Genomic DNA, 21,054 nt, shown 5'->3' with positions numbered 1-21,054 from the left:
CGCCGACACCCACTCACAGGACTATGCGGCAAAGCATACATTCGCGCCGGGGGTCTCGCGGTCACCCGGGCTCCTCGTGCGGTTCGATCACCAGCAGGCACAGATCGCGCAGCTGCGTGATCTGGTGCGGGGAGAGCCGGCTGCGCATGGCTCGCGACACCTCTCGCGCGTGCGCGGAACCGGCTCGTCGCGACAGCTCGACGCCAGCATCGGTGAGGGTGACGACGACGGCGCGTCCGTCCCCGTCGTCGCGGGTGCGGGTCACGAGACCCCGGGCCTCCATCCGCGCGATGAGACGCGACAGGCCCGGTTGGGTCAGCAGCACGTCGTCGGCGAGGTCGGTGATCCGCTTGCCCGCACCTTGTTCTGAGCCCCGTGTCCGGTTGCCGGCCGACAGGGCGTGGAGCACGCCGTATTCGCTCGCGTGCACCTCGTCCCACACCGCGCTGTCGGCGAGCTCGCGGGCGATCGTCGCCTGCGCCCGGTACAGCGCCTCCCAGGCCTCGTTGGCCGGGGCGACCACGCCGGGGGCGACCCCGTTCCGGGTCACGCCCGATTCGCGGCCAGGAGATCGGCGACGGCGGGCTTCACCGACCCGCCGAGCAGCTCGATGCCGCGGAGCATCGCGTCGTGGGGCAGCTTCGTGTTGGTCATCTGCACCGTGAGGCGCGCGAGGCCACCGAGATCGTCGGAGACGCGGGCGATCTTCTCCGCGACGGTGTCGGGCGAGCCGACGAACATCGCGCCGTGTGGTCCGGCCATCGCGTCGAACTCGGTGCGGCCCGGTGCGCCGAAACCGCGCTCGCGACCGATGCGTCCGAAGAGGTCGGACCAGCCCGGGTAGGCGGCGGCGATCGCGGCGTCGTCGGTGTCGGCGACCAGCCCGGGGGCGTGGATGCCGACGGGCAACTGTTCGGGGGTGAACCCCGACCGCGATCCGGCCTCGCGGTACAGATCGATCAGCGGACGGAACCGGCGCGGCTCGCCGCCGATGATCGCGACCATCAGCGGCAGTCCGAGGCGACCCGCTCGCACGAACGACTCGGGGCTCCCGCCCACGCCCAGCCACATCGGGATCGCGCCCTGCACCGGCCGCGGAAACACACCCTGCCCACGCAGCGCCGGGCGGTGCCGTCCGCTCCACGTGACCGACGCCGGGTTCTCCCGGATACGCAGCAGCAGATCGAGTTTCGCGGCGAACAGTGAGTCGTAGTCGGCGAGCTCGAGTCCGAACAGCGGGAACGCCTCGGTGAACGACCCACGGCCGACCACCATCTCGGCGCGCCCGTTCGAGATCAGGTCGATGGTGGCGAACTGCTGGTGCAGGCGCACCGGATCGTCGGCCGAGAGCACCGACACCGCGCTGGTGAGCCGGATGTCGCTGGTGCGCGCGGCCGCGGCGGCGAGGAGGACTGTCGGCGCCGAATCGTAGAACTCGGGGCGGTGGTGCTCACCGATGCCGTACACGTCGACGCCGGAGCGGTCGGCGACCTCGACCTCCTCGAGCAGATGCCGGATGCGTGTGCGGCCGTCGATCTCGCGACCGGTGTCGTATTCGACGACCGAGGAGACGAAGTTGTCGATACCGATCTGCATGGCGCACCGTCCTGTAGCTGTGCGGGCGTCGTGGTCGCGCCCGGCTCCCCTCGCACAACAACATGCGCAGTCATGTATTCCGGACAGCGTCGGGCGCGCGCAGACAGGTCAGCGTTGCCAGGGCAGATCGGCCCGGCGTGCGGCGCTCACCGGGCAGTAGTGCTCGGGCAGCCCGCGGCGGTCGACCGGCGGGAGATTGCGGGTCGGGGTCTCCACGAGGGGGGCGTCGGGGGCGACGCGACCCGACACCCGGTCCCACGCGTCGCGGGGGCGGGGGTGGATGCGATATCGGGGCGGCACCAGACGCATCCCCGCGTCGACGGCACGGCCGAAACGGCGGAATCGACGCTCGTCGGCCGCCGACCACGACAGGCCCAGCAGCTCGCGTACCGGCTCGTCGTAGAGGCCGGTCGTGATCCACACGAAGCCCCGTGCGACGACCTTCGCGGCCGGCCGCCACAGTGCGACGGGCATCCACGACATCCACGGCGGCGGGGGCAGCTCGGCAATGTCGAGCACCGTGCGGACCGCGGGATGATCCTCGAGAACGTTGCGACACATGTGATCCCAGTACTCGAGGAAGTCCTCGTAGGTGTCCGGGCACGGACGCATGCTCAGCCCGTACATCGAGTACCAGACCCGCGACTCGTCGAACATCGCTCGTTTGTCGGCCTCGGAGATGGGTGGGCCGAACGCCTCGGCACACCGCACCGCCCCATACCAGAAGGTGGCGTGGGCCCAGTAGAAGACGTCGGGATCCAGCGCGTGGTAGCGACTGCCGTCGGGCATCAGCCCGGAGATGGTGCGGTGGTAGTCCCGCACCTCGCGACCGGTGGCGGGAGTGCGGTCGAACACCACACCCGAGATGGGATACAGCGATCGCATCAGGCGCTGCCATCTCTCGCCGAAGAAGTCGGAGTGCTCCCACACCGCCGCGCCGAGCTTCGGGTGCATGTTCTGCATCGACCCCGACCACAGGCCCATCAGCATCCCGCGCCAGCCCCCGAAGTACTTCCACGTCACCGAGTCGGGACCCAGCATCGGGACCTCGTCGTCGGTGCGCGGGACCCGATCGGGGTGCGTCGCCGTCATGAGACGGAACTGTAATTCCGTCTCACGCCTGCGTCAACGGGTCCCCGCCGGGACGAGACGCACCCGGTCGCCGGCGACGAGCTGGGCGGCGGCTTCGATGGCGTCGGCGGTGAGCACCGCGACCACGGGATATCCACCGGTCACCGGGTGATCGACACCGAACAGCACCGGTTGGCCGCCCGGCGGCACCTGCACCGACCCGAGCGCGACGCCCTCCGAGGCGCGTTCGGTGCTCGCCGGATGCAGCGTCGGCAGGGGGTCGGAGCGGTTCGGGTCGCGGTCGAGCCGCACCCCGACGCGATCGCTGGCGGGATTGACGGTCCAGATGCCCGCGGTGAGGGCATCGGGATCGATGAGGGCGTCGGCGCGTGGTCCCGGCGAGATCGCCAGGGTGATCGGGCCGTGGTGTGCGGCGGCGGCGGTGAACGATTCGGTGGCGGTCGGCCACGGCCCGGCGTCGGAACCGACCGCCAGGAGATCGCCGGTCGCCACGATCGGTGGTCCCAGGCCCGAGAGGGTGTCGGTGGCGCGTGATCCGAGCACGGGCGGCACGTCGAGGCCACCGCGGACGGCCAGATACGACCGCAACCCGACGGTCGGGGAGCCCAGGCCGACCACGTCCCCGGCGTGCACCGCGAACGCCGCGCCGTGACCCATCGGGGTCTCGCCGCGGGTCACCGCACACGGTGCGCCGGTCACCACCACGAACGCGTCACCGCCCGCGCGGATCCGCAACCCGCCGAGCGTGGTCTCGAGGGTCGCGGCGGTCTCGGCGTTGCCCACCAGCCGGTTGGCGAGCCGGTGCGCACCCCGGTCGGCCGCCCCCGACAGCGGCACCCCGAGGTGGGCGTGACCCGCTCGGCCCAGGTCCTGCACCGTCGCGAGCGGACCCGTCGCCAGCACCTCGAGCACGGTTGGCCCCGTCATGTCGCGCGGAACCGCACCGTGACGCCGGGCGCGAGCGTGGCCGGAGGGGTGCGGGCGACATCCCACAGCGCGATCTCGCTGGTGCCCAGCAGATTCCAGCCCCCGGGGCTCGAGCGTGGGTACACGGCGCTGTAGCCCGCGGCGACCGCCACCGACCCCGCCGGGACCGACGACCTCGACTCGGGGCGTCGGCCGAGTGCACACAGGGCGTCGAGGGTCGCGGTGGTCGGCCCCGTCGTGGCGGGCACGAGATAGCCGAAACCCGGTGCGAACCCCATGAACTGCACCCGCCACAGGGTGTCGGTGTGTGCGGCGACCACCTCGGCGGGATCGACCCCGAGTGTCGCGGCGACGTCGGCGAGGTCCGTGCCGTCGTAGTCGACGTCGATCGTGACCTGGCCGGCCGCCGACGCGGTGATGTCGGCCGTGTCGATCCGGGAGGTGTCGTCGGATCGGGAGGCGCCCGCGGCACGCAGCACCCGACGGATGCCGAGCCGGTCGAGGCCGGTGCCCGGCGTCCCCTGCACCAGCACCGTCTCCGCGGTCGGGACGATGTCGAGCACCCCGGTCAGCGCGCCGTCGGAGGCGGCCGCGCGCAGGGCGTCGGCGGCGAGCAGGGCCTGGCGCCAGGGGGCCTCGGCATCGGCGAAATCGAGCAGCACGGCGTCGATTCCGGCAGGCAACTCCCGCATCCGACCACCGTACGTCGAGGCCGCCACGGGCCACCACCACGGCCGCATGGTTCCCGTCCCCCGAGTCCGGTCGAGGTGCGGTGTCGGTGTGCCAGACTCGTCCACGTGGGCGAATTCAGGATCACGGCGGGCGACTACAGCGCGGACATCGTGGCCCGCGGGGCAGGCCTGCGCGCCGTACGACACGGCGACCGGCTGCTGACCGAGACGTGGGATGCGGCGCAGGTGCTGGCCACCGAGGGCGGCAAACCGCCACTGTCGGCGGGGCTGGTGCTGGCGCCGTGGCCCAACCGCACCGCCGACGGCCGCTACACGTTCGACGGCGTCGACCATCAACTCGAGATCACCGAGACCGCGCGCAACAACGCCAACCACGGGTTCGTCCGCACCGTCGAGTGGAACCTGCACGAGGTCACCGACCGGTCGGTGACCCTCGGCGTGCCGATCGGCCGGCACCCGGGCTGGCCGTTCGATCTGACCCTCGTCGCCGAGTACGCCCTCGACGCCGACACCGGCCTCACCGTGACGGTCACCGTCACCAACGTCGGCGACACCACCGCCCCGTTCGCCCTGGGGCACCACACCTTCGTGCGTGCCGGCGACGCCGACATCGACGACTGCACACTGCAGCTCGCGGGTGCCTCCACGCTGCCACTCGATCCGGAGCGCCAACTGCCCGCCGGTGACCCGACACCGGTCGCGGGCACCGACCTCGACTTCTCCTCGCCCCGACGCATCGACGGTGTGTGGATGGACACCCCGTTCACCGATCTCGTCGACAGCGGCGGGCGACACCGCAACCGGCTCACCGCGCCCGACGGCGGGACCACCGAGCTGTGGACCAGCCCGGGCTTCGGGTGGGCGCAGGTGTTCACCGCCGACCCCGCCCACGATCAGCCGTTCCCCGGCCGAGGACGCGCGCTCGCCATCGAACCGATGACCGCCCCGCCGAACGCGCTGGCATCCGGTGTCGATCTCATCGTCTGCGAACCCGGCCAGATGTGGTCGGGCAGTTGGGGACTCCTGCACCACCCGGACGGCCAGGTGAGTGGCGACAACGAGGCGCAGGTGCATCCGGCGTGAAGGAGATCGTGGTCTGCGGGGAGTCGCTCGTCGACCTCGTCGCGCACACCGGCGGCCTCGCACCCCTGCGACCGGCCCTGGGCGGTGGGCCGTTCAACGTCGCGGTCGCACTCGGTCGGCTCGGGTCGGCGGTGTCGTTCTGTTCGCGTGTGTCCACCGACCACTTCGGCGACGAACTCGTGGCGTCGCTGCGGGCGGCCGGGGTGGACCTGTCTCTGCTGCAACGCGATCCGACCGCCCCCACCTCGTTGGCGTTGGCGTCGCTCGGCGACGACGGCGCGGCGAGCTACACGTTCTACGTCGAAGGCACCGCCGATCGGCAGGTCGCCGACCCCGGGCCGCTCCCGGGCACCGTCGGAGCGCTCGCCTTCGGCACCCTGTCGCTGGTGCTCGAGCCCGGCGCCTCGGTCTACGAGCAGATGATGCACACCCACCACGCGCAGGGGCGCCTGATCATGCTCGACCCCAACATCCGGACGCCGGTCATCGCCGACGCCGACGCCTACCGACGTCGGTTCGTGAGCTGGCTGCCCTCGGTCGACGTGGTGAAGGTGTCCGACGACGACGCCGAGTGGTTGGCCGCCGGAGCAGCTGGGTCGCGTCCCGACGACTGGCTCGACGCCGGTGTCGGTGCGGTCGTCACCACCCGAGGTGGCGCGGGGCTGTCGGTCACCACGAGCGCGTTCAGCGTCGAGGTCGCGGCCCCGGGCGTGCGCACCGCAGACACCATCGGCGCCGGCGACACCGTCGTCGGGGCACTGCTGCACTGGCTCGGCGCACACGGGTCGCTCGGTGCCGATGCGGTGCGCGACCTCGACCGCGACGACTGGCAGAGGGCGCTGGCGTTTGCCGCGCGTGCGGCGGCGATCACCGTGTCGCGACCCGGGGCCGACCCTCCGTGGGCGGGGGAGCTCACGAGCGACTAGGTTGACCTCAAGGCGTATGCACACCCTGGAACGGCCTTACCGGCCCTCCAGCCACTCGAAAAGGGGCCTGCAAGAGTGTCCGCGGAAACAGTCTCGTCCAACGGGGCGTCAGCCCAGGCCGCCAAGTTCGTCTACCCCGGGGGTGAGCTCGAGCTCCCGATCATCGAGGCCACCGAGGGGTCGGCCGGAGTGGGTCTGGGCAAGTTCCTCGCCCAGACCGGCATGACCACGTTCGACGGCGGGTTCGTCAACACCGCGTCGACCAAGTCGGCCATCACCTACATCGACGGCGACGCGGGCATCCTGCGCTACCGTGGGTACCCGATCGACCAGCTGGCGAAGAAGTCGACGTTCATCGAGGTCAGCTACCTGCTGATCTACGGTGAGCTGCCCTCGCCGACCGAGCTCGATCAGTTCACCGAGAAGATCCAGCGGCACACCCTGCTGCACGAGGACCTCAAGCGGTTCTTCGACGGCTTCCCGCGCAACGCCCACCCGATGCCGGTGCTCTCCAGCGCGGTCAACGCGCTGAGCGCCTACTACCAGGACTCGCTCGATCCGAAGGATCCCGAGCAGGTCGAGCTGTCGACCATCCGTCTGCTGGCGAAGCTGCCGACCATCGCGGCCTACGCGTACAAGAAGTCGGTCGGCCAGCCGTTCCTCTACCCGGACAACTCGCTGTCCCTGGTCGAGAACTTCCTGCGCATGACGTTCGGGCTGCCCGCCGAGCCCTACGAGGTCGATCCCGAGGTCGCCAAGGCCCTCGACATGCTGTTCATCCTGCATGCCGATCACGAGCAGAACTGTTCGACCTCGACCGTCCGCCTCGTCGGTTCGTCGCAGGCCAACCTGTTCACCTCGATCTCCGGTGGCATCAACGCCCTGTGGGGTCCGCTGCACGGCGGCGCCAACCAGGCGGTACTCGAGATGCTCGACGACATCCGCGCCGGTGGTGGCGACACCAAGGAGTTCATGAACCGGGTGAAGAACAAGGAGGCCGGGGTCAAGCTCATGGGCTTCGGTCACCGGGTCTACAAGAACTACGACCCGCGCGCCGCCATCGTCAAGGAGACCGCCGACACGATCCTCAAGACCCTCGGCGTGACCGACGACCTGCTCGACATCGCCAAGGGCCTCGAGGACGTCGCCCTGCACGACGACTACTTCATCGAGCGCAAGCTGTACCCGAACGTCGACTTCTACACCGGCCTGATCTACCGCGCGATGGGCTTCCCGACGCGCATGTTCACCGTGCTGTTCGCGCTGGGCCGCCTGCCCGGCTGGATCGCGCACTGGCAGGAGATGAACGCCGACCCGAGCACGAAGATCGGCCGTCCGCGCCAGATCTACACCGGGTACACCGAGCGCGACTTCACCGAGATGGGACAGCGCTGATGGCTGATCAGACCAAGCCCGAGGTCGATTTCCCGGAGGGCCCCGCGCCCACCGAGCTCGTGACCGAGGACATCACCGTCGGTGACGGCGCCGAGGCGGTGCCGCACGGCATGGTCGACGTGCACTACGTCGGCGTCGAATACGAGACCGGCGAGGAGTTCGACTCCTCCTGGGACCGTGGACAATCCGCGAACTTCCCCCTCGACCGCCTGATCCCCGGGTGGCAGCAGGGCATCCCCGGCATGCGTGTCGGCGGTCGCCGCAAGCTGATCGCGCCGCCAGAACTGGCCTACGGTCCCGCCGGTGCGGGACACCGGTTGTCGGGCAAGACCCTGGTGTTCGTCATCGACCTGCTCGGCGTGGGCTGAGGCTCCTCGCGTCAGGGTGTGTGCCGTCTGATCGACAGCGGTAGCACCACCCACAGCGCGATCGCGGCCACCGCGACGACGCCACCCACCACCAGGCCCGCGGTCTCGTCGACGACGACGTCGAAGATGGGGGTGATCACGCCGGTCACCGCGACGCCCAGCAGGGCGAGTCCGGCGACGGCGAGTCGGTTCGCCCACCGCACCACCGATGCGATCGCGTGCCGCCGGAACAGGGCTCGGTGCATCGCGACCGGCGCGACGAGGAACACCGTCGCCAACGCCGACGCCGTCAGCGTCACCAGATAGATCGTGAGATCCCGGTCGGACAGCCCGGTGAACCGTGTCTGGAACGGCAGGGTCAGCAGGAAGCCGGTCAGCAGCTGGATCCCGGTCTGGATGACGCGCATCTCCCGCAACAGGAACGACCAGTTGCGGTCGAGGCGTTCGATCGGTGTCTCCCCGCGGACGTTCTCGTTCCACTTGTCGTCGTTCACGCCCCGCCGTCCTTCATGCACTGTCACCGTTCACCTGTTGATCTCAGCACGACGCGGTCGCGTGACAGACTGCGACAGTGAAACAGCAGCGGGAATCGGGACTGGTCGCGGGCGTCGATGTGGGGGGCACCAACATCGAGGTCGGGTTGGTGAACGCCGACCACGAGGTGATCGACCGCGCGAAGGCGTCGACCCCCACCGACGGCCCCGACGCCGTGTTGTCGACCATCGCCGATCTCGTCGGTTCGTTGAAGCACCGTCCTGCGGCGGTCGGGGTGGGCATCCCGGGTGTGGTGCACGACGGTGAGGTGCTCACCGTCCCCAACCTCGAGAACTGGCACGAGCGGGTCGCGATCGACGACGACCTGGGTTCGCGTCTCGATCTCCCTGTCGCACTGGGCAACGACGTCAACGTCGGGTTGCGTGGCGAGTGGCGTGCCGGCGCGGCGCGCGGCGTCGACAACGCGCTCGGTGTGTGGCTGGGCACCGGCATCGGTGGCGCGTTGATCCTCGGCGGCCGCTTCTTCGAGGGTTCGCGGGGTGCGGCCGGCGAGATCGGTCACGTGGTGGTGCAGGAGCGGGGCGCGCTGTGCGGCTGTGGACGACGCGGCTGCGTCGAGGCCTACGCGGGTCGTCGATCGATGGAGACGACCGCTCAGGCCATGGTCGACGCGGGCCGGCAGACGCGCCTGTTCGAGATCCGCGACGAGGTCGGCAAGACCAGGGTGACGTCGAAGGTGTGGAAGAAGGCACTCGACTCCGGCGACGATCTGGCGACGTCGCTGTTCGACACCGCCGTCGAGACCCTCGGTGTCGCCATCGGTTCCACCCTCAACCTGCTCGATCTCGACCTCGTGGTGATCGGTGGCGGGTTGGCCGAGAAGCTCGGTGCGCCGCTGGCCGACCGCATCGCCGACGCCGCCGCCCCGTGGGTGCTGCAACCGAATCCCGATCGGGAGTTCGTGGTGTCGGCACTGGGCGACGACGCCGGCATCGTGGGCGCTGCCGATCTGGGGCGGGCCCTGCTCGCGCAGCGCTGATCTGCCCTGTTCGGCGGGAGCAGGTGGGTCAGAAGCGGTCGCAGGTGGCGATCACCCGTGCGATGCCGCGGTCGATCTGCGGCCGGAAGCGGTCGACCTGGGCCGCGACGTCAGGGTTGCGGTCGAGGTAGCGCTGTACTTCGGCACGCCGCTGCGGCTCGGGGAGCACCACGATGCGCTCGAACTCGCCGCGGACCCGCGGGTTGCGGAGGTAGCCGCCGAGGGTGGGGGACACCGCGGTGGTGGCGCGCTCGACCTGTCCGACGGTGCACGACGTGCCGGGGACGGCGCGATCGGCGGGTGCGGCCGACGCGGTGGCCGGCATGAGTGCCATCGCACCGATGCCGGCGGCCGCGATCGCGACGCCGAAGGTGCGGGTGATGCGGGAGGTGTTCAGCGTTCGAGAGGCGTTCTGGGCCATGAGGTCTCCTCGTGGAGTGTCTCTGGGCCGCGCGGGCACCGTCGGGTCTGCAGCGGCGCGGCCTGCCGTCCACCGTAGCGCGACATGTCCGACATGCTCCGCCGGTCGCGCTCCGAGCCGCGCCCGCAGTGGTCGGGCGGGGGGCGTCACGCGCCGACGGTGATGGTGAGTCGCGTGCCGCCCAGCGGGCTGTCGCTGAGGGTCGCGGTTCCGTGGTGCAGTGCGGCCTGCTGGGCGATCAACGCCAGTCCGAGGCCCGACCCGGAGTGTTTGCTGGGGCCGCGCTCGAAGCGTCCGAAGAGACGGTCCCGGTCGGCGACGGGGATGCCGCGTCCGTTGTCGTCGACGACGATGGCCGCCCCGAGCGAGTCCGGGTGGGCGGAGACCGCGACCTCGGTGGCCTCGCCGTGGCGGATCGCGTTGAGGACGGCGTTGTCGACCGCCATCCGTAGCCCGGTCTCGATGACGGGCACGACCACTGACGACGCTCCCGCGAGGGTGATCCGGACGCCCGGATGTCGGGCGCCCGCCTCGGTCACCACGCGGTCGAGGAGATCCACGACGTCGACCGCCTCGCGGTGGCGACCGCCGAGTTCGCCCTGCGCGAGGCTCTCGAGTGCCGCGAGGGTCTCCTGCACCCGGGCGTGGGCGCGACGCAGGTCGCCGACGATCTCCGCGCGCGCGACGGCGTCGGGTGCGAAGGTGTCGAGCACTTCGAGGTCGGTGCGCATCGCCGTCAGCGGCGTCCGCAGTTCGTGGGCCGACACCGACGCGAAGTCGCGCGCGGTGGCCAGTGCCTCCTGGGTGCGGATGCGTTCGTCGTCGACGCGGTGCAGCAGTGCGTCCATCGCCTCGGCGAGGTCCTCGGCCTCCCGGGCGCCCCGGACCGACTGCAGCGCAGTGCGTTCGGGCGATTGCGGTCCGGCATCGACGGGTATGGCCGCGGTCTGTCGGGCCAGACGACGCAGTGGTCGCACGGCGAGACCGCCGAGCAGCCACGCCAACACCGCCGCTCCCGCGACCGCGCCGAGGGCGATGAACAGCAGGGCGCGACGCTGGTCGTCGATACGGTTCTCGGTGTCGCGCAATGGGATCGCCACCGACACCGTCGCCAACCCGCCCAGGACCGTCGAGTCGAGCACCGACACCGTCTTCACGCGGTAGGCGGTGCCGTCGATCGTCTCGTCGGCCACACCCACCGACCGCGTCGGGACCGCCGGTGTCGTCGAGGCGACCGAGAGCGTGCCGAGCCGGATGGTGGCGAGGGCGCCGGAGGCGACACCGGTGGCCACGGTCGTCGCGTTCGGGTTCGAGATGCTGGGCTGCATCGCTGCCGACAGCGTGTCGACGCGCGCGTCGAGCTCGCGGTAGGCACTGGCGTGCACCTGTGTCCAGGCGACGGCGCCGACGATCGCGACGATGACCACGGTGGCCGCGGTCGCGGCCAGGGTGACACGGGTGCGCAGCGACGGCGTGCGGGTGCGTGTCACGGCGTGGTCCTGACCACGAACCCCACTCCGCGGACGGTCTGGATGATGCGCGGCTGACCGTGGGCCTCGAGCTTGCGGCGGATGTACCCGACGAACACGTCGACGACGTTGGTGTCGGCGGCGAAGTCGTATCCCCACACACTGCTGAGCAGCTGCACGCGACTCAGCACCATGCCGGGATGCTCCATCAGCACCGCGAGGAGTTCGAACTCCCGGCGCGTCAGGTCGACGAGGTGGCCGTCGCTGTAGACCCGGCGCGCGCCGGGGTCGAGCTCGACATGGGCGACGCTGCGGACCGCGCCTGCCCCGCCACGTTCCGCGCCGCCGGCCCCCGCACCGTTCGTCGCCGCGGCGGCGGCGTCGGCGGGACGGCGACGGAGCAGCGCCTTGATGCGTGCCACCAGTTCACCGAGGTCGAACGGTTTGGTGAGGTAGTCGTCGGCCCCGGCCTCGAGACCGGCGATACGGTCGTCGACCGATGTCCGCGCCGACAGCACACACACCGGGATGTCGTCGCCGATGGCGCGCAGGGCCGTCACCACCCCGACCCCGTCGAGTCCGGGCATGTTGATGTCGAGCACGAGCAGCGCGGGTCGGCGGACCTGCATCGCGCGCAGCGCCTCGGCGCCCCCGGTGGCGGTGTCGACGGAGAACCCGGCCAGGCGCAGCCCGCGTTGCAGCGAGTTCAGGACGTCGGCGTCGTCGTCGACGACGAGCACGCTGACGTCGGTGGCGGTGGTCGACTCGTCGGGCATGGGCTCCATTGTGCCCAGCGCGGGCGGGCGGGCACGCGGTCGGCGCGCGCGGTGTCGTGGTTGCCGCTGTGTCGTGGTTGCCGCTGTGTCGTGGTTGCCGCTGTGTCGTGGTTGCATGGAGTCGATGACCGACACCGCGCTGCTCTGGTTCCGCCGCGATCTGCGTCTCGCAGACCTGCCGTCCCTGCTCGACGCCGCCCAGGCCGCAGACCGGGTGCTCGCGTGCTTCGTCCTCGACCCGACGCTCCTGTCGTCGTCGGGGGAACGCCGGGTGCAGTTCCTCGGCGACTCACTGCGCGACCTGTTCGATCAGCTCGACGGACGGCTGCTGGTCGTGCGGGGCAAGCCGGAGAACCGCATCCCCGAGATCGCGAAGGCCGTCGACGCGACGAGTGTCCACATCTCCAGCGACCACACCCCGTACGGGATGGCCCGGGACAAGCGCGTCGCCGAGGCGCTCGGTGACATCGAGCTCGCGCCCCAGGGCTCGCCCTACGCGGTGACACCGGGGCGCCTGACGAAGGGCGACGGCGAGCCGTACAAGGTGTACACCCCCTACTTCCGGGCCTGGCGCGAGCACGGGTGGCATTCGCCCGCCGACACGAGCGCGTCGTCGGCGACGTGGGTGGACCCCTCGGACGTGACGACGTCGCGACTGAAGGCAGCTGACATCCCCGACCCCGGGGTCGATCTCCCGCAGCCCGCGGGGGAGACGGCCGCGCTCGCCCGCTGGAAGCAGTTCGTCGAGGGGACGAAGGACTACGCCGAGCATTCCGTCGGCGATTACGACGACGTCCGCGACCGCCCCGACCTCGACGCGACCAGTCGGATGTCGGCACACCTCAAGTTCGGGAACATCCATCCCCGCACGATGCTCGCCGACCTCGTCGACGCGGAGAAGAAGGCGTCGACGAAAGACGGTGCGACGGGCTATATCCGGGAGATCTGCTTCCGCGACTTCTACGCGACGATCATGCATCACTGGCCGCGCAGCTCCTGGTGGAACTGGAACCAGCAGTTCGACGGCATCGAGGTCGACACCGACTCCGACGCGGAGAAGGCCTTCGAGCGGTGGACGAAGGGGCAGACGGGGTTCCCCATCGTCGACGCGGCCATGCGGCAGCTGAACGAGTCGGGCTGGATGCACAACCGGCTGCGGATGATCGCGGCGTCGTTCCTGGTGAAGGACCTGCACCTGCCGTGGCAGTGGGGGGCGAAGTACTTCCTCGAACAGCTCACCGATGGCGACATGTCGAGCAACCAGCACGGCTGGCAGTGGACGGCCGGCTGCGGCACGGACGCGTCGCCGTACTTCCGCGTGTTCAACCCGACGACGCAGGGTGAGAAGTTCGACCCGAAGGGTGACTTCGTGCGGCGGTGGGTCCCCGAACTCGCCGACATCGACGGGAAAGCCGTCCATCAGCCCGGTGACAACCGGCCCGACGACTACCCCGCGCCCATGGTCGATCACAAGGCCGAACGCGAAGAGGCACTCGCGCGGTATCAGCGCGTCAAGCGCTGACAATCGCAGAGTTCGGTCATCCCAACTTAATTGTTCGCCCGGTTTGAAACCGGACGATCGGTGTGCCAATCTGGGCGAATGGCGTTGGGGACCGATCCGCAGGTGACCGATCCGGCACCGCGGCGCCCGCGTCGCGCACGTTTCGCCGGAGTGGCTCTGCTGGGCCCCGCCTTCGTCGCGGCCATCGCCTACGTCGACCCCGGCAACGTCGCGGCCAACGTCACCGCCGGAGCGCGCTACGGCTTCCTGCTGGTCTGGGTCCTCGTCGTCGCGTGCGCGATGGCGGTGGTCATCCAGTACCAGTCGGCGAAGCTGGGGATCGTCACCGGCAAGACGCTGCCCGCCCTGCTCGGCGAGCGGCTCCCGCGTCGCAGACGCCTCGCGTTCTGGGGGCAGGCCGAGATCGTCGCCGCGGCCACCGACATCGCCGAGGTGGTCGGCGGTGCCATCGCGTTGCAGCTGCTGTTCGATCTCCCGCTGGTCGTCGGGGGCGCCATCGTCGGCGTGATCTCCATGGCGCTGTTGGGTTTCCAGTCCCGCAACCGGCAACGCACCTTCGAGTCGATCATCGCCGGCCTGTTGCTGATCATCGTCGTCGGGTTCCTCGCCGGTCTCGTCATCAATCCGCCGTCGGCGGGAAATGTGTTCAGCGGTCTCGTCCCTCGTCTCCAGGGCACCGACACCGTGTTGCTGGCGACGAGCATGCTGGGCGCCACCGTGATGCCGCACGCCATCTACCTGCACTCCGCGCTGGTCGTCGACCGGCACGGGCCCAGCAGGACCGACGCGCGCCGTCGCCGTCTGGTGCGGGCGACTCGCTGGGACGTGGTGTGCGCGTTGGTGGTCGCGGGGGCGGTGAACATCTCGCTGCTCCTGCTGGCCGCGCAGAACCTGCAGGGCAAGGACGGCACCGACACCATCGAGGGCGCACAGCGCGCCGTCGGCGACGCCATGGGCCCCGTCATGGCCACGGTGTTCGCCGTCGGGTTGCTGGCCTCGGGCCTCGCCTCGACCTCCGTCGGCTGCTACGCGGGCGCGTCGATCATGCAGGGCCTGCTACGGATCCGGCTCCCGATGGTGGTGCGGCGGCTGGTGACGCTCATCCCCGCGCTGGTGGTGCTCGGCAGTGGCGTCGACCCGACGTGGGCCCTGGTGATCAGTCAGGTGGTGCTGAGCTTCGGCATCCCGTTCGCCATCATCCCGCTGGGCCGCCTCACCCGCGATCGTGCCCTGATGGGTGAGTTCGCCGACTCGCGCAGCCTTCGCGGTGTCGCGATCGCCATCGCCACGGTGGTCGTGGCCCTCAACGTCGCGCTGATCTTCCTCACGGTCACCGGGGCCGGCTGACCCTCAGGGGAAACGCGCGCCTACCGTTCGTCCGCGCGCCGAGCGTGGCGCGCGGATGAACGGGCGACGCGCGTTCGGACCGGGTCAGCCCTTCTTGAGGTCGGGGTTCTCGGCGTAGACCTCGGCGAGCACCGACATGTCGAAGATGTCGGTGGCGGCGATCGTGTAGCCGGCCTTGGCGAGGGCCTCGATGTTCTTGGCGATCAGGTCGTCGGTCATGGTGAGCAGCCCGTTGGCCTTCGTGTCGGCGGAGACGACGAGTTCGTTCTGCGCCTGGGCCTCCTTCACCTGCTCGTCGAGCTTGAGGCCCAACGACTTCCCGTACACGTTGACGGCGAGTTCGGCGGACTTCTGGGGGTCGGCGACGGCGTCGTTCCAGCCCTGCACCTCGGCCTTGAGGAACTTCTTCAGCTTGTCGCGCTCGTTGTCGATGGTCTCCTGGCGCACCACGAGGGTCTCGGCGACCAGGGGGAGGTTGTAGTCGGCGAACAGCAGGGTCTCGGTGGGGAAACCTTTCGCGGCCAGCGTGATCGGCTCGTTGGTGCTGTAGGCGACCCAGCCGTCGACGTCGCCGGTGGTGAGCGGGGTCGGGTCGTACTGCACCGTGATCTTCTGGATGTCGCTCTCGCTCAGGTTGTTCGCGGTCAACAGGGCCTTGAAGACGTTCTCGTTCGACGCCTGCACCCCGATCTTCTTCCCCTTCATGTCCGCGGGCGACGAGATGGGGGACTTGGCCGACGACATGATGCAGAACGGGTTCTTCTGATAAGTCGCGGCAACGGTTTTCAGCTTGGCTCCCTGCAGGATGACCGGGGCGGTCAGCTGGGGTGCGGTGGTCCCGATCCACACCTTGTTCGAGGTGAGGCCGGTCTCGACGCCGGTTCCCGCGCCTCCACCGGTGATGAGTTCGGGATCCGACGGTAGGCCCGCGGCCTTGTAGTACCCCTTGTCGAGCGCGTGGTACTCGCCGGCGAACTCGATGTTCTTGATCCACGACAGCTGCATCTTGATGGCGTCGGAACTCGACGACGATGATCCCGAGCTGCACGCGGCGAGCAGACCCGAGCCGCCGACGGCGGTCGCGGCGCCACCGGCGATCAGCGAATAGCGCAGGAAGGAACGACGATCGAAGGTGGGACTCATGATTCTCCTCAGGTGGGTTCGGTGCCCATGCGGGCGAGGACGATGTTCTCGATCACGCCGACGACGGCGTAGAGCACGATGGAACTGACCGTGATGACCACGACCGAGGCCCACAGTTCGTCGTAGGCGGCGGCGGGCAGTGCCTGTTGCAGGCTGGCACCGAGACCTTTGTTGGTGCCGAGCCATTCACTGACGGTGGCGCCGATCATCGCGCCCGGCACCGACACCTTCGCCGCGGCGAACAGCGCCGGCACGGCCGAGGGCAGCGACGCCATCCGCATCGTCGTGAACCGGGTGCCGCCGTAGGCGGTGATCACGTCGCTGATCTGTCGCGGCGCGGCTGCCAGCCCGGTCATGATCATCACCAGGGCAGGGAAGAACACGATGATGCCGCCCATGACGGCCACGCACGCCGGTCCGCGACCGACGATCATCGTGATCAGCGGCGTCATAGCGACCAGAGGGACCGACCTCAGCAGCATCGCGAGCGGCATGAACGTCTGCGCCGCGGGTCGGAACATCACGAACACCGCGGCCACCGCGATGGCGGCCACCATGCCGGTGACGAACCCGATCCCGGTGTCACCGAGCGTGATCCACAGGTCGTCGAAGATCGCCGACCGTTGTGACGAGGCGTCCGCACCGGAGACGAGGTAGGAGAACACGTCGATCGGGGTGCGACCGATGATGGGCCCGATGTCGGGGAACGCCAGCAGGAACAACGACCAGATCACGACGATCAGCACCAGCGAGCCCACGAGCGCACCGAGGAATCGGGTGGTCGTCGTCCAGGCGGATGTGCGGGTCATCGGCCACGCACCGATCCACCGCGCACCGATTCGCCGGTGGCCCAGCGGGTCACGAACACCGACACCGCTGCGACCACCGCGTAGCCGATACCCGCCACGGCGCCGGCGATCAGCGCGATCGCCCACACCTGCGGGATCGCGGCACTCTGCTGGGCGAGGATCATCGCCGGCCCGATGCCCTGTTCGGGCATGGACAGGAACTCACCGAGCACCGCGCCCAACACCGCCGCCGGGGCGGCGATCTTCAACGCGCCGAGGATGTTCGGCAGCGCCGCGACGATACGCACCCGGACCAGCTGGGCGAACACGCCGCCTCCGTGGACGCGGACGAGGTCGAGCCCGGCCTGCGGCGGCGATCGCAGCCCGGTGAGGGTGCCGATCATCGTCGTGAAGAACACCGAGATGGCCGCGAGGAACACGATCATCGTCTGGACCTCCGCGAACGCGACCTGCACGATCGGCGCCACCGCGATCAGCGGCGTGCAGTAGCTGATGATGGCGAGCTGGGTGGCCAGACCCTCGATCAACGGGATGATCACCACCAGCAGCGCCACCGCGATCGCCAGCAGGTTGCCCCAGAGGAACCCGCGCAGCGCCAGTTCGACGGTGGGTGTGACGTTGGTGGAGTAGAACTGTGAGCCCTGGTCGGCGAGGGCGTCGATCACCGCCAGCGGCGTCGGGATCGTGCCGGAGAACCACCGCGCCACCCCGGCGATCGTCCACACCGCGATGACCGCGACGAGTCCGGCGACACCGGCGCCCCAGCGCGATCCGGCGGTACGCAGCCCACCCCAGCGTGCCCCCGGCACGGGTACGCCCTCGACCGCGGTGCTCACGGTGGTCGTGCTCATGCCCGCTGTTCTGATGTCTGGGCGGGGGTCGACGCGCGACCGAAGAGCAGCCCGCTGAGGTGATCGTGCAGAGCGTGGAACTCCGGTGTCCGCATCATCTCGGGCACCCGCGGGCGCGGCAGGTCGATGGGCAGCACCTCGATGACCCGGCCCGGTCGCGGGCTCATCACCGCGACCTCGTCGGACAGGAACACCGCTTCGGCGATGCCGTGCGTGACCATCAGGGTCGTCGCGGGTTTCTCGGTCCAGATCCGGAGGAGTTCGATGTTGAGGCGCTGGCGGGTCATGTCGTCGAGCGCACCGAACGGCTCGTCGAGCAACAGGGCGGTCGGTCGGACCACGAGGGCCCGGGCGATCGAGACGCGTTGGCGCATACCGCCGGAGAGGGTCGCGGGTTTCGCCTTCTCGAAGCCGGTCAGTCCGACCAGTTCGATCAGTTCGGCGATCAGGCCGTCGTCGACGGGCATGCCCGCGACCTGCAGGGGGAGCTTGATGTTGGCCGCGACACTGCGCCACGGGAGCAGGGCGGAGTCCTGGAACGCGATCCCCAGACCGTGGTCGCGCTGCAGGTCGCGGGGGGATTTCCCGTTCATCAGGGCCGTGCCGCCGGTGGCCTGCTCGAGGCCGGCGAGGATGCGCAGCACCGTCGATTTACCACATCCCGAGGGACCGAGGAGCGCGAGGAACGATCCCTCGGGGGTCTGCAGGGTGACGTCGTCGAGCGCGGTCACCGTCGATGATCGCGACCCGAACACCTTGGTGAGCCCGGAGACGTCGATACCCGTCCCAGGGGGACGGGTACCGACGGACGAGTCAGGAGCAACCATGTCGGCGACGCTAGGTGCCGGTGGTTGCTGTGCTGTTAACCCTGTGTAACGCCGACCTTCTCGGGTGCGGGCGCCGAACCCGACGAGCCCTTGAGCGCGTCGGCCCAGCGCACCTTCGACCCGGTCTGCAGGATCGACCGCTGGTAGATGCGCGAGGCGGCCCAGACCGCGGCGAGGCACGCGATGATCATGATCACCACGGTCCCGATCACCTGGACCGTGTCGGTCTCACCGGCGGCGATCCGCATCGGCATGAGCGACGCCGAGAACGGCGGGATCCAGCTGAGCACCTTGATGAAGGTGGAGTCGAGCGAGTTGATGCCGAAGATGCCGGCGTAGAGCACGCCCAACGACAGGATGGTCAGCGGTGCCGCCGTCGACCCCAGCTCCTCCTGCCGCGACACCATCGCTCCGGTGGCGGCGTAGAGCGTCGCGAAGAACAGGAAGCCGAGCAGGAACCACACCACGACCGCGGCCAGCATCGACACCGCCGCACTGGGCACGGTGAGCACTCCGGTCACCGACGCGGTGATCAACCCCGCGCCGCCGAGCACGATCAGCTGTCCGAACGTGATCGCACCGATGCCCAGGATCTTGCCCCACAGCAGGTGCAGCGGACGGATGGTGGCGAGGAGCAGCTCCACCACACGCGAGGTCTTCTCCTCCACGACGCCGGCCGACACCATGCCGCCGCCGGTCATGATCGCGAACAGCAGCAGGATGACGCCCACGTAGGCGATGGCCAGGCGCTGGCCCTCGTCGGGCTTGGCGGGGTTCGTCTCGGTGACGTCGAGCGCGGCGGCGGCCTGCTGGGCCGCGGCGAAGGCCGACGGATCGACGTTGTTGCGGCTCAACGCCTCCTGCTGGGCGAGCTGTGCGATCGCTGTCCGCACGATGGTCTCCGAGGTACCCGAGAGTCCGTCCTTGGTGACGGCGGTGAACCCGGGGCCACCGGCCTGTTCCGCGGACAGGGCCACCGACACGTCGCCGGAGTCGACCTGGGTACGCGCCTGGGCGGCGTCGGCGAGCGGGACGATCTCGATCTTCGTCCCGGTGACCTGACCGGCGGCGGTGATCGACTGCGACAGTGCGGTGTTGGTGCCGACGACGCCGATCTTCTCGGGTTTGTCGTCGCCGCCGGTGAAGATCGATGCGACGATGAGGCCGCCGATGATCACCACCAGCAGCAGAGCGTTGGTGATGAGGAACGACCGGGCGCGCACGCGGGTGTTGATCTCGCGTCGCGCGATCAGCGAGACCGCGCGGCCCGCGCCGAGCCGGGTGGAACCGGATGTGTTCTGGCCTGTGATTCTCGGGGTGCTCATGCGGATACAACCTCTCGGAACAGATCGGTCAGGTGGGGAAGGCTGGTGGCGAAGCGGTGCACCGGCCCGTGGGACATGGCCGCGGCCAGGATCTGCTGGTCGTCGGCGGTGGAGTCGAGGGTGAGGAAGCTGTCGGCGCCGCGGTAGTCGGCGTCGACGACACCGGGCAGGCCGTCGGCCCACCGGGTGGAGGTGTCGGGACCGGTGACGTGCAGGGTGACGCCGTCGCGACCGCGCAGTTCGTCGACGGTGCCCAGCGCCCGCATGCTGCCCTTGGTGATGATGCCGACGCGGTCGCACAGTCGCTGCACGAGATCGAGCTGATGACTCGAGAAGACCACGGGCACACCCTCGGCCGCCTTCTCCTTGAGCACGTCGCTCATCACGTCGACCGCGACCGGGTCGAGTCCGGAGAACGGTTCGTCGAGGACCAGCACCGACGGCTCGTGGACGAGCGCCGCGGCCAGCTGTGCGCGCTGCTGGTTGCCGAGGCTGAGGTCGCCCACGTTGTCGTCGATGCGTTCGGCGATCCCGAGGCGCGCGACCCACCGCTCGACGTTGTCGCGGGCGTCGGCGGTCGAGAGCCCGTGCAGTTCGGCGAGGAACCGGAGTTGTTCTCCCACCTTCATCTTCGGGTACAGGCCACGCTCCTCCGGCATGTACCCGATCTGGCGACGCATCTCCAGGTCGATGGGCCGGTCGCCGAGCAGCACGCGACCGGAGTCCGCGGCGAGCACACCGAGGATGATCCGCATCGTGGTCGACTTGCCGGCGCCGTTGCTGCCCACGAAGCCGAAGATCTCGCCGGGGTTCACGGTGAAGGTCATGTCGGCCAGGGCGACCAGGTCGCCGTATCTCTTGGTCAGGCCGTCGATGATCAATGGGTTGTTCACGGTCGTCCTCTCGTCGGGTGGAGCACGGGTGGTCGGGGTGACGCCGGCGCGGCTTGCG

The 21,054-nt window shown here is 69.8% G+C and carries 22 protein-coding genes; 7 read left to right on the top strand and 15 right to left on the bottom strand.

Annotated elements, in window-relative coordinates:
* Positions 1-61: 61 nt before the first annotated feature.
* The 5 genes from ACLBW1_RS09080 to ACLBW1_RS09060 all read right to left on the bottom strand — a co-directional run bounded on the left by ACLBW1_RS09080 (position 62) and on the right by ACLBW1_RS09060 (position 4,307).
* On the bottom strand, positions 62-550 hold the full coding sequence (locus ACLBW1_RS09080) for a MarR family winged helix-turn-helix transcriptional regulator (RefSeq protein ID WP_447811514.1): 489 nt from the start codon (positions 548-550) through the stop codon (positions 62-64).
* Entirely contained in the window at positions 547-1,596 is a 1,050-nt protein-coding gene (locus tag ACLBW1_RS09075; protein WP_447811513.1) for an Atu2307/SP_0267 family LLM class monooxygenase, read from the bottom strand. The genes ACLBW1_RS09080 and ACLBW1_RS09075 overlap by 4 nt, the downstream gene beginning before the upstream one ends.
* Before the next feature lie 108 nt (positions 1,597-1,704).
* Positions 1,705-2,688 carry an oxygenase MpaB family protein gene (locus ACLBW1_RS09070; RefSeq protein ID WP_447811512.1) on the bottom strand — a complete coding sequence of 328 codons (984 nt, stop codon included), beginning with the start codon at positions 2,686-2,688 and terminating at the stop codon, positions 1,705-1,707.
* Positions 2,689-2,721: 33 nt separating this feature from the next.
* Positions 2,722-3,615, bottom strand: coding sequence for a 5-oxoprolinase subunit C family protein (locus ACLBW1_RS09065; RefSeq protein WP_447811511.1), 894 nt, complete (start codon positions 3,613-3,615; stop codon positions 2,722-2,724).
* On the bottom strand, positions 3,612-4,307 hold the full coding sequence (locus ACLBW1_RS09060; RefSeq protein WP_447811510.1) for a 5-oxoprolinase subunit B family protein: 696 nt from the start codon (positions 4,305-4,307) through the stop codon (positions 3,612-3,614). The genes ACLBW1_RS09065 and ACLBW1_RS09060 overlap by 4 nt, the downstream gene beginning before the upstream one ends.
* Positions 4,308-4,412: 105 nt before the next feature.
* On the opposite strand from ACLBW1_RS09060, the gene ACLBW1_RS09055 reads away from it, so the two are divergent.
* The 4 genes from ACLBW1_RS09055 to ACLBW1_RS09040 all read left to right on the top strand — a co-directional run bounded on the left by ACLBW1_RS09055 (position 4,413) and on the right by ACLBW1_RS09040 (position 8,079).
* Positions 4,413-5,390, top strand: coding sequence for an aldose 1-epimerase family protein (locus ACLBW1_RS09055; protein WP_447811509.1), 978 nt, complete (start codon positions 4,413-4,415; stop codon positions 5,388-5,390).
* Positions 5,387-6,316 carry a carbohydrate kinase family protein gene (locus tag ACLBW1_RS09050; RefSeq protein ID WP_447811508.1) on the top strand — a complete coding sequence of 310 codons (930 nt, stop codon included), beginning with the start codon at positions 5,387-5,389 and terminating at the stop codon, positions 6,314-6,316. Before ACLBW1_RS09055 ends, ACLBW1_RS09050 begins: the two co-directional genes overlap by 4 nt.
* A 75-nt stretch (positions 6,317-6,391) precedes the next feature.
* A complete protein-coding gene (locus tag ACLBW1_RS09045) occupies positions 6,392-7,711 on the top strand; it encodes a citrate synthase (RefSeq protein WP_447811507.1) in 1,320 nt (439 codons plus the stop codon).
* The gene (locus tag ACLBW1_RS09040) at positions 7,711-8,079 is read left to right on the top strand and encodes an FKBP-type peptidyl-prolyl cis-trans isomerase (protein WP_447811506.1); all 369 of its coding nucleotides are present in this window, start codon (positions 7,711-7,713) and stop codon (positions 8,077-8,079) included. The genes ACLBW1_RS09045 and ACLBW1_RS09040 overlap by 1 nt, the downstream gene beginning before the upstream one ends.
* A gap of 11 nt (positions 8,080-8,090) precedes the next feature.
* Here the strand turns inward: ACLBW1_RS09040 and ACLBW1_RS09035 are convergent, their stop codons facing one another.
* Positions 8,091-8,573 carry a DUF6328 family protein gene (locus ACLBW1_RS09035; RefSeq protein ID WP_447811505.1) on the bottom strand — a complete coding sequence of 161 codons (483 nt, stop codon included), beginning with the start codon at positions 8,571-8,573 and terminating at the stop codon, positions 8,091-8,093.
* A gap of 77 nt (positions 8,574-8,650) precedes the next feature.
* On the opposite strand from ACLBW1_RS09035, the gene ACLBW1_RS09030 reads away from it, so the two are divergent.
* Positions 8,651-9,613, top strand: coding sequence for an ROK family protein (locus ACLBW1_RS09030; protein WP_447811504.1), 963 nt, complete (start codon positions 8,651-8,653; stop codon positions 9,611-9,613).
* A 28-nt stretch (positions 9,614-9,641) separates the two neighbouring features.
* Here the strand turns inward: ACLBW1_RS09030 and ACLBW1_RS09025 are convergent, their stop codons facing one another.
* The 3 genes from ACLBW1_RS09025 to ACLBW1_RS09015 form a co-directional block, all read right to left on the bottom strand.
* A complete protein-coding gene (locus ACLBW1_RS09025) occupies positions 9,642-10,034 on the bottom strand; it encodes a hemophore-related protein (RefSeq protein ID WP_447811503.1) in 393 nt (130 codons plus the stop codon).
* Positions 10,035-10,180: 146 nt separating this feature from the next.
* The gene (locus tag ACLBW1_RS09020) at positions 10,181-11,524 is read right to left on the bottom strand and encodes a sensor histidine kinase (RefSeq protein WP_447811502.1); all 1,344 of its coding nucleotides are present in this window, start codon (positions 11,522-11,524) and stop codon (positions 10,181-10,183) included.
* Complete coding sequence (locus ACLBW1_RS09015) at positions 11,521-12,279, bottom strand: response regulator transcription factor (protein ID WP_447811501.1); 759 nt, start codon at positions 12,277-12,279, stop codon at positions 11,521-11,523. The genes ACLBW1_RS09020 and ACLBW1_RS09015 overlap by 4 nt, the downstream gene beginning before the upstream one ends.
* A 124-nt stretch (positions 12,280-12,403) precedes the next feature.
* Between ACLBW1_RS09015 and ACLBW1_RS09010 the strand changes: the two genes are divergently transcribed.
* Together ACLBW1_RS09010 and ACLBW1_RS09005 are read left to right on the top strand one after the other, a co-directional pair.
* Positions 12,404-13,801: a cryptochrome/photolyase family protein gene (locus ACLBW1_RS09010; protein WP_447811500.1), complete on the top strand. Its 1,398-nt coding sequence runs from the start codon at positions 12,404-12,406 to the stop codon at positions 13,799-13,801.
* A 78-nt stretch (positions 13,802-13,879) separates the two neighbouring features.
* Positions 13,880-15,148 (top strand): Nramp family divalent metal transporter, encoded by a 1,269-nt coding sequence (locus ACLBW1_RS09005; protein ID WP_447811499.1) that lies wholly within the window; start codon positions 13,880-13,882, stop codon positions 15,146-15,148.
* A gap of 84 nt (positions 15,149-15,232) precedes the next feature.
* On the opposite strand, the gene ACLBW1_RS09000 is transcribed toward ACLBW1_RS09005, so the two are convergent.
* The 6 genes from ACLBW1_RS09000 to ACLBW1_RS08975 are packed head-to-tail and all read right to left on the bottom strand — an operon-like array spanning position 15,233 to position 20,996.
* Complete coding sequence (locus ACLBW1_RS09000; protein ID WP_447811498.1) at positions 15,233-16,291, bottom strand: ABC transporter substrate-binding protein; 1,059 nt, start codon at positions 16,289-16,291, stop codon at positions 15,233-15,235.
* Between the two features lie 8 nt (positions 16,292-16,299).
* Positions 16,300-17,100 carry an ABC transporter permease gene (locus ACLBW1_RS08995; protein WP_447811497.1) on the bottom strand — a complete coding sequence of 267 codons (801 nt, stop codon included), beginning with the start codon at positions 17,098-17,100 and terminating at the stop codon, positions 16,300-16,302.
* Positions 17,097-17,951 carry an ABC transporter permease gene (locus ACLBW1_RS08990; RefSeq protein ID WP_447811496.1) on the bottom strand — a complete coding sequence of 285 codons (855 nt, stop codon included), beginning with the start codon at positions 17,949-17,951 and terminating at the stop codon, positions 17,097-17,099. The genes ACLBW1_RS08995 and ACLBW1_RS08990 overlap by 4 nt, the downstream gene beginning before the upstream one ends.
* The gene (locus ACLBW1_RS08985; protein ID WP_447811495.1) at positions 17,948-18,778 is read right to left on the bottom strand and encodes an ABC transporter ATP-binding protein; all 831 of its coding nucleotides are present in this window, start codon (positions 18,776-18,778) and stop codon (positions 17,948-17,950) included. Before ACLBW1_RS08985 ends, ACLBW1_RS08990 begins: the two co-directional genes overlap by 4 nt.
* 35 nt (positions 18,779-18,813) lie before the next feature.
* The gene (locus tag ACLBW1_RS08980) at positions 18,814-20,103 is read right to left on the bottom strand and encodes an ABC transporter permease (RefSeq protein ID WP_447811494.1); all 1,290 of its coding nucleotides are present in this window, start codon (positions 20,101-20,103) and stop codon (positions 18,814-18,816) included.
* Positions 20,100-20,996 (bottom strand): ABC transporter ATP-binding protein, encoded by an 897-nt coding sequence (locus ACLBW1_RS08975; RefSeq protein WP_447811493.1) that lies wholly within the window; start codon positions 20,994-20,996, stop codon positions 20,100-20,102. The genes ACLBW1_RS08980 and ACLBW1_RS08975 overlap by 4 nt, the downstream gene beginning before the upstream one ends.
* Positions 20,997-21,054: the final 58 nt, after the last annotated feature.

Source organism: Williamsia sp. M5A3_1d (assembly GCF_053345315.1).
This window is presented reverse-complemented; position numbering and strand designations above follow the sequence as displayed.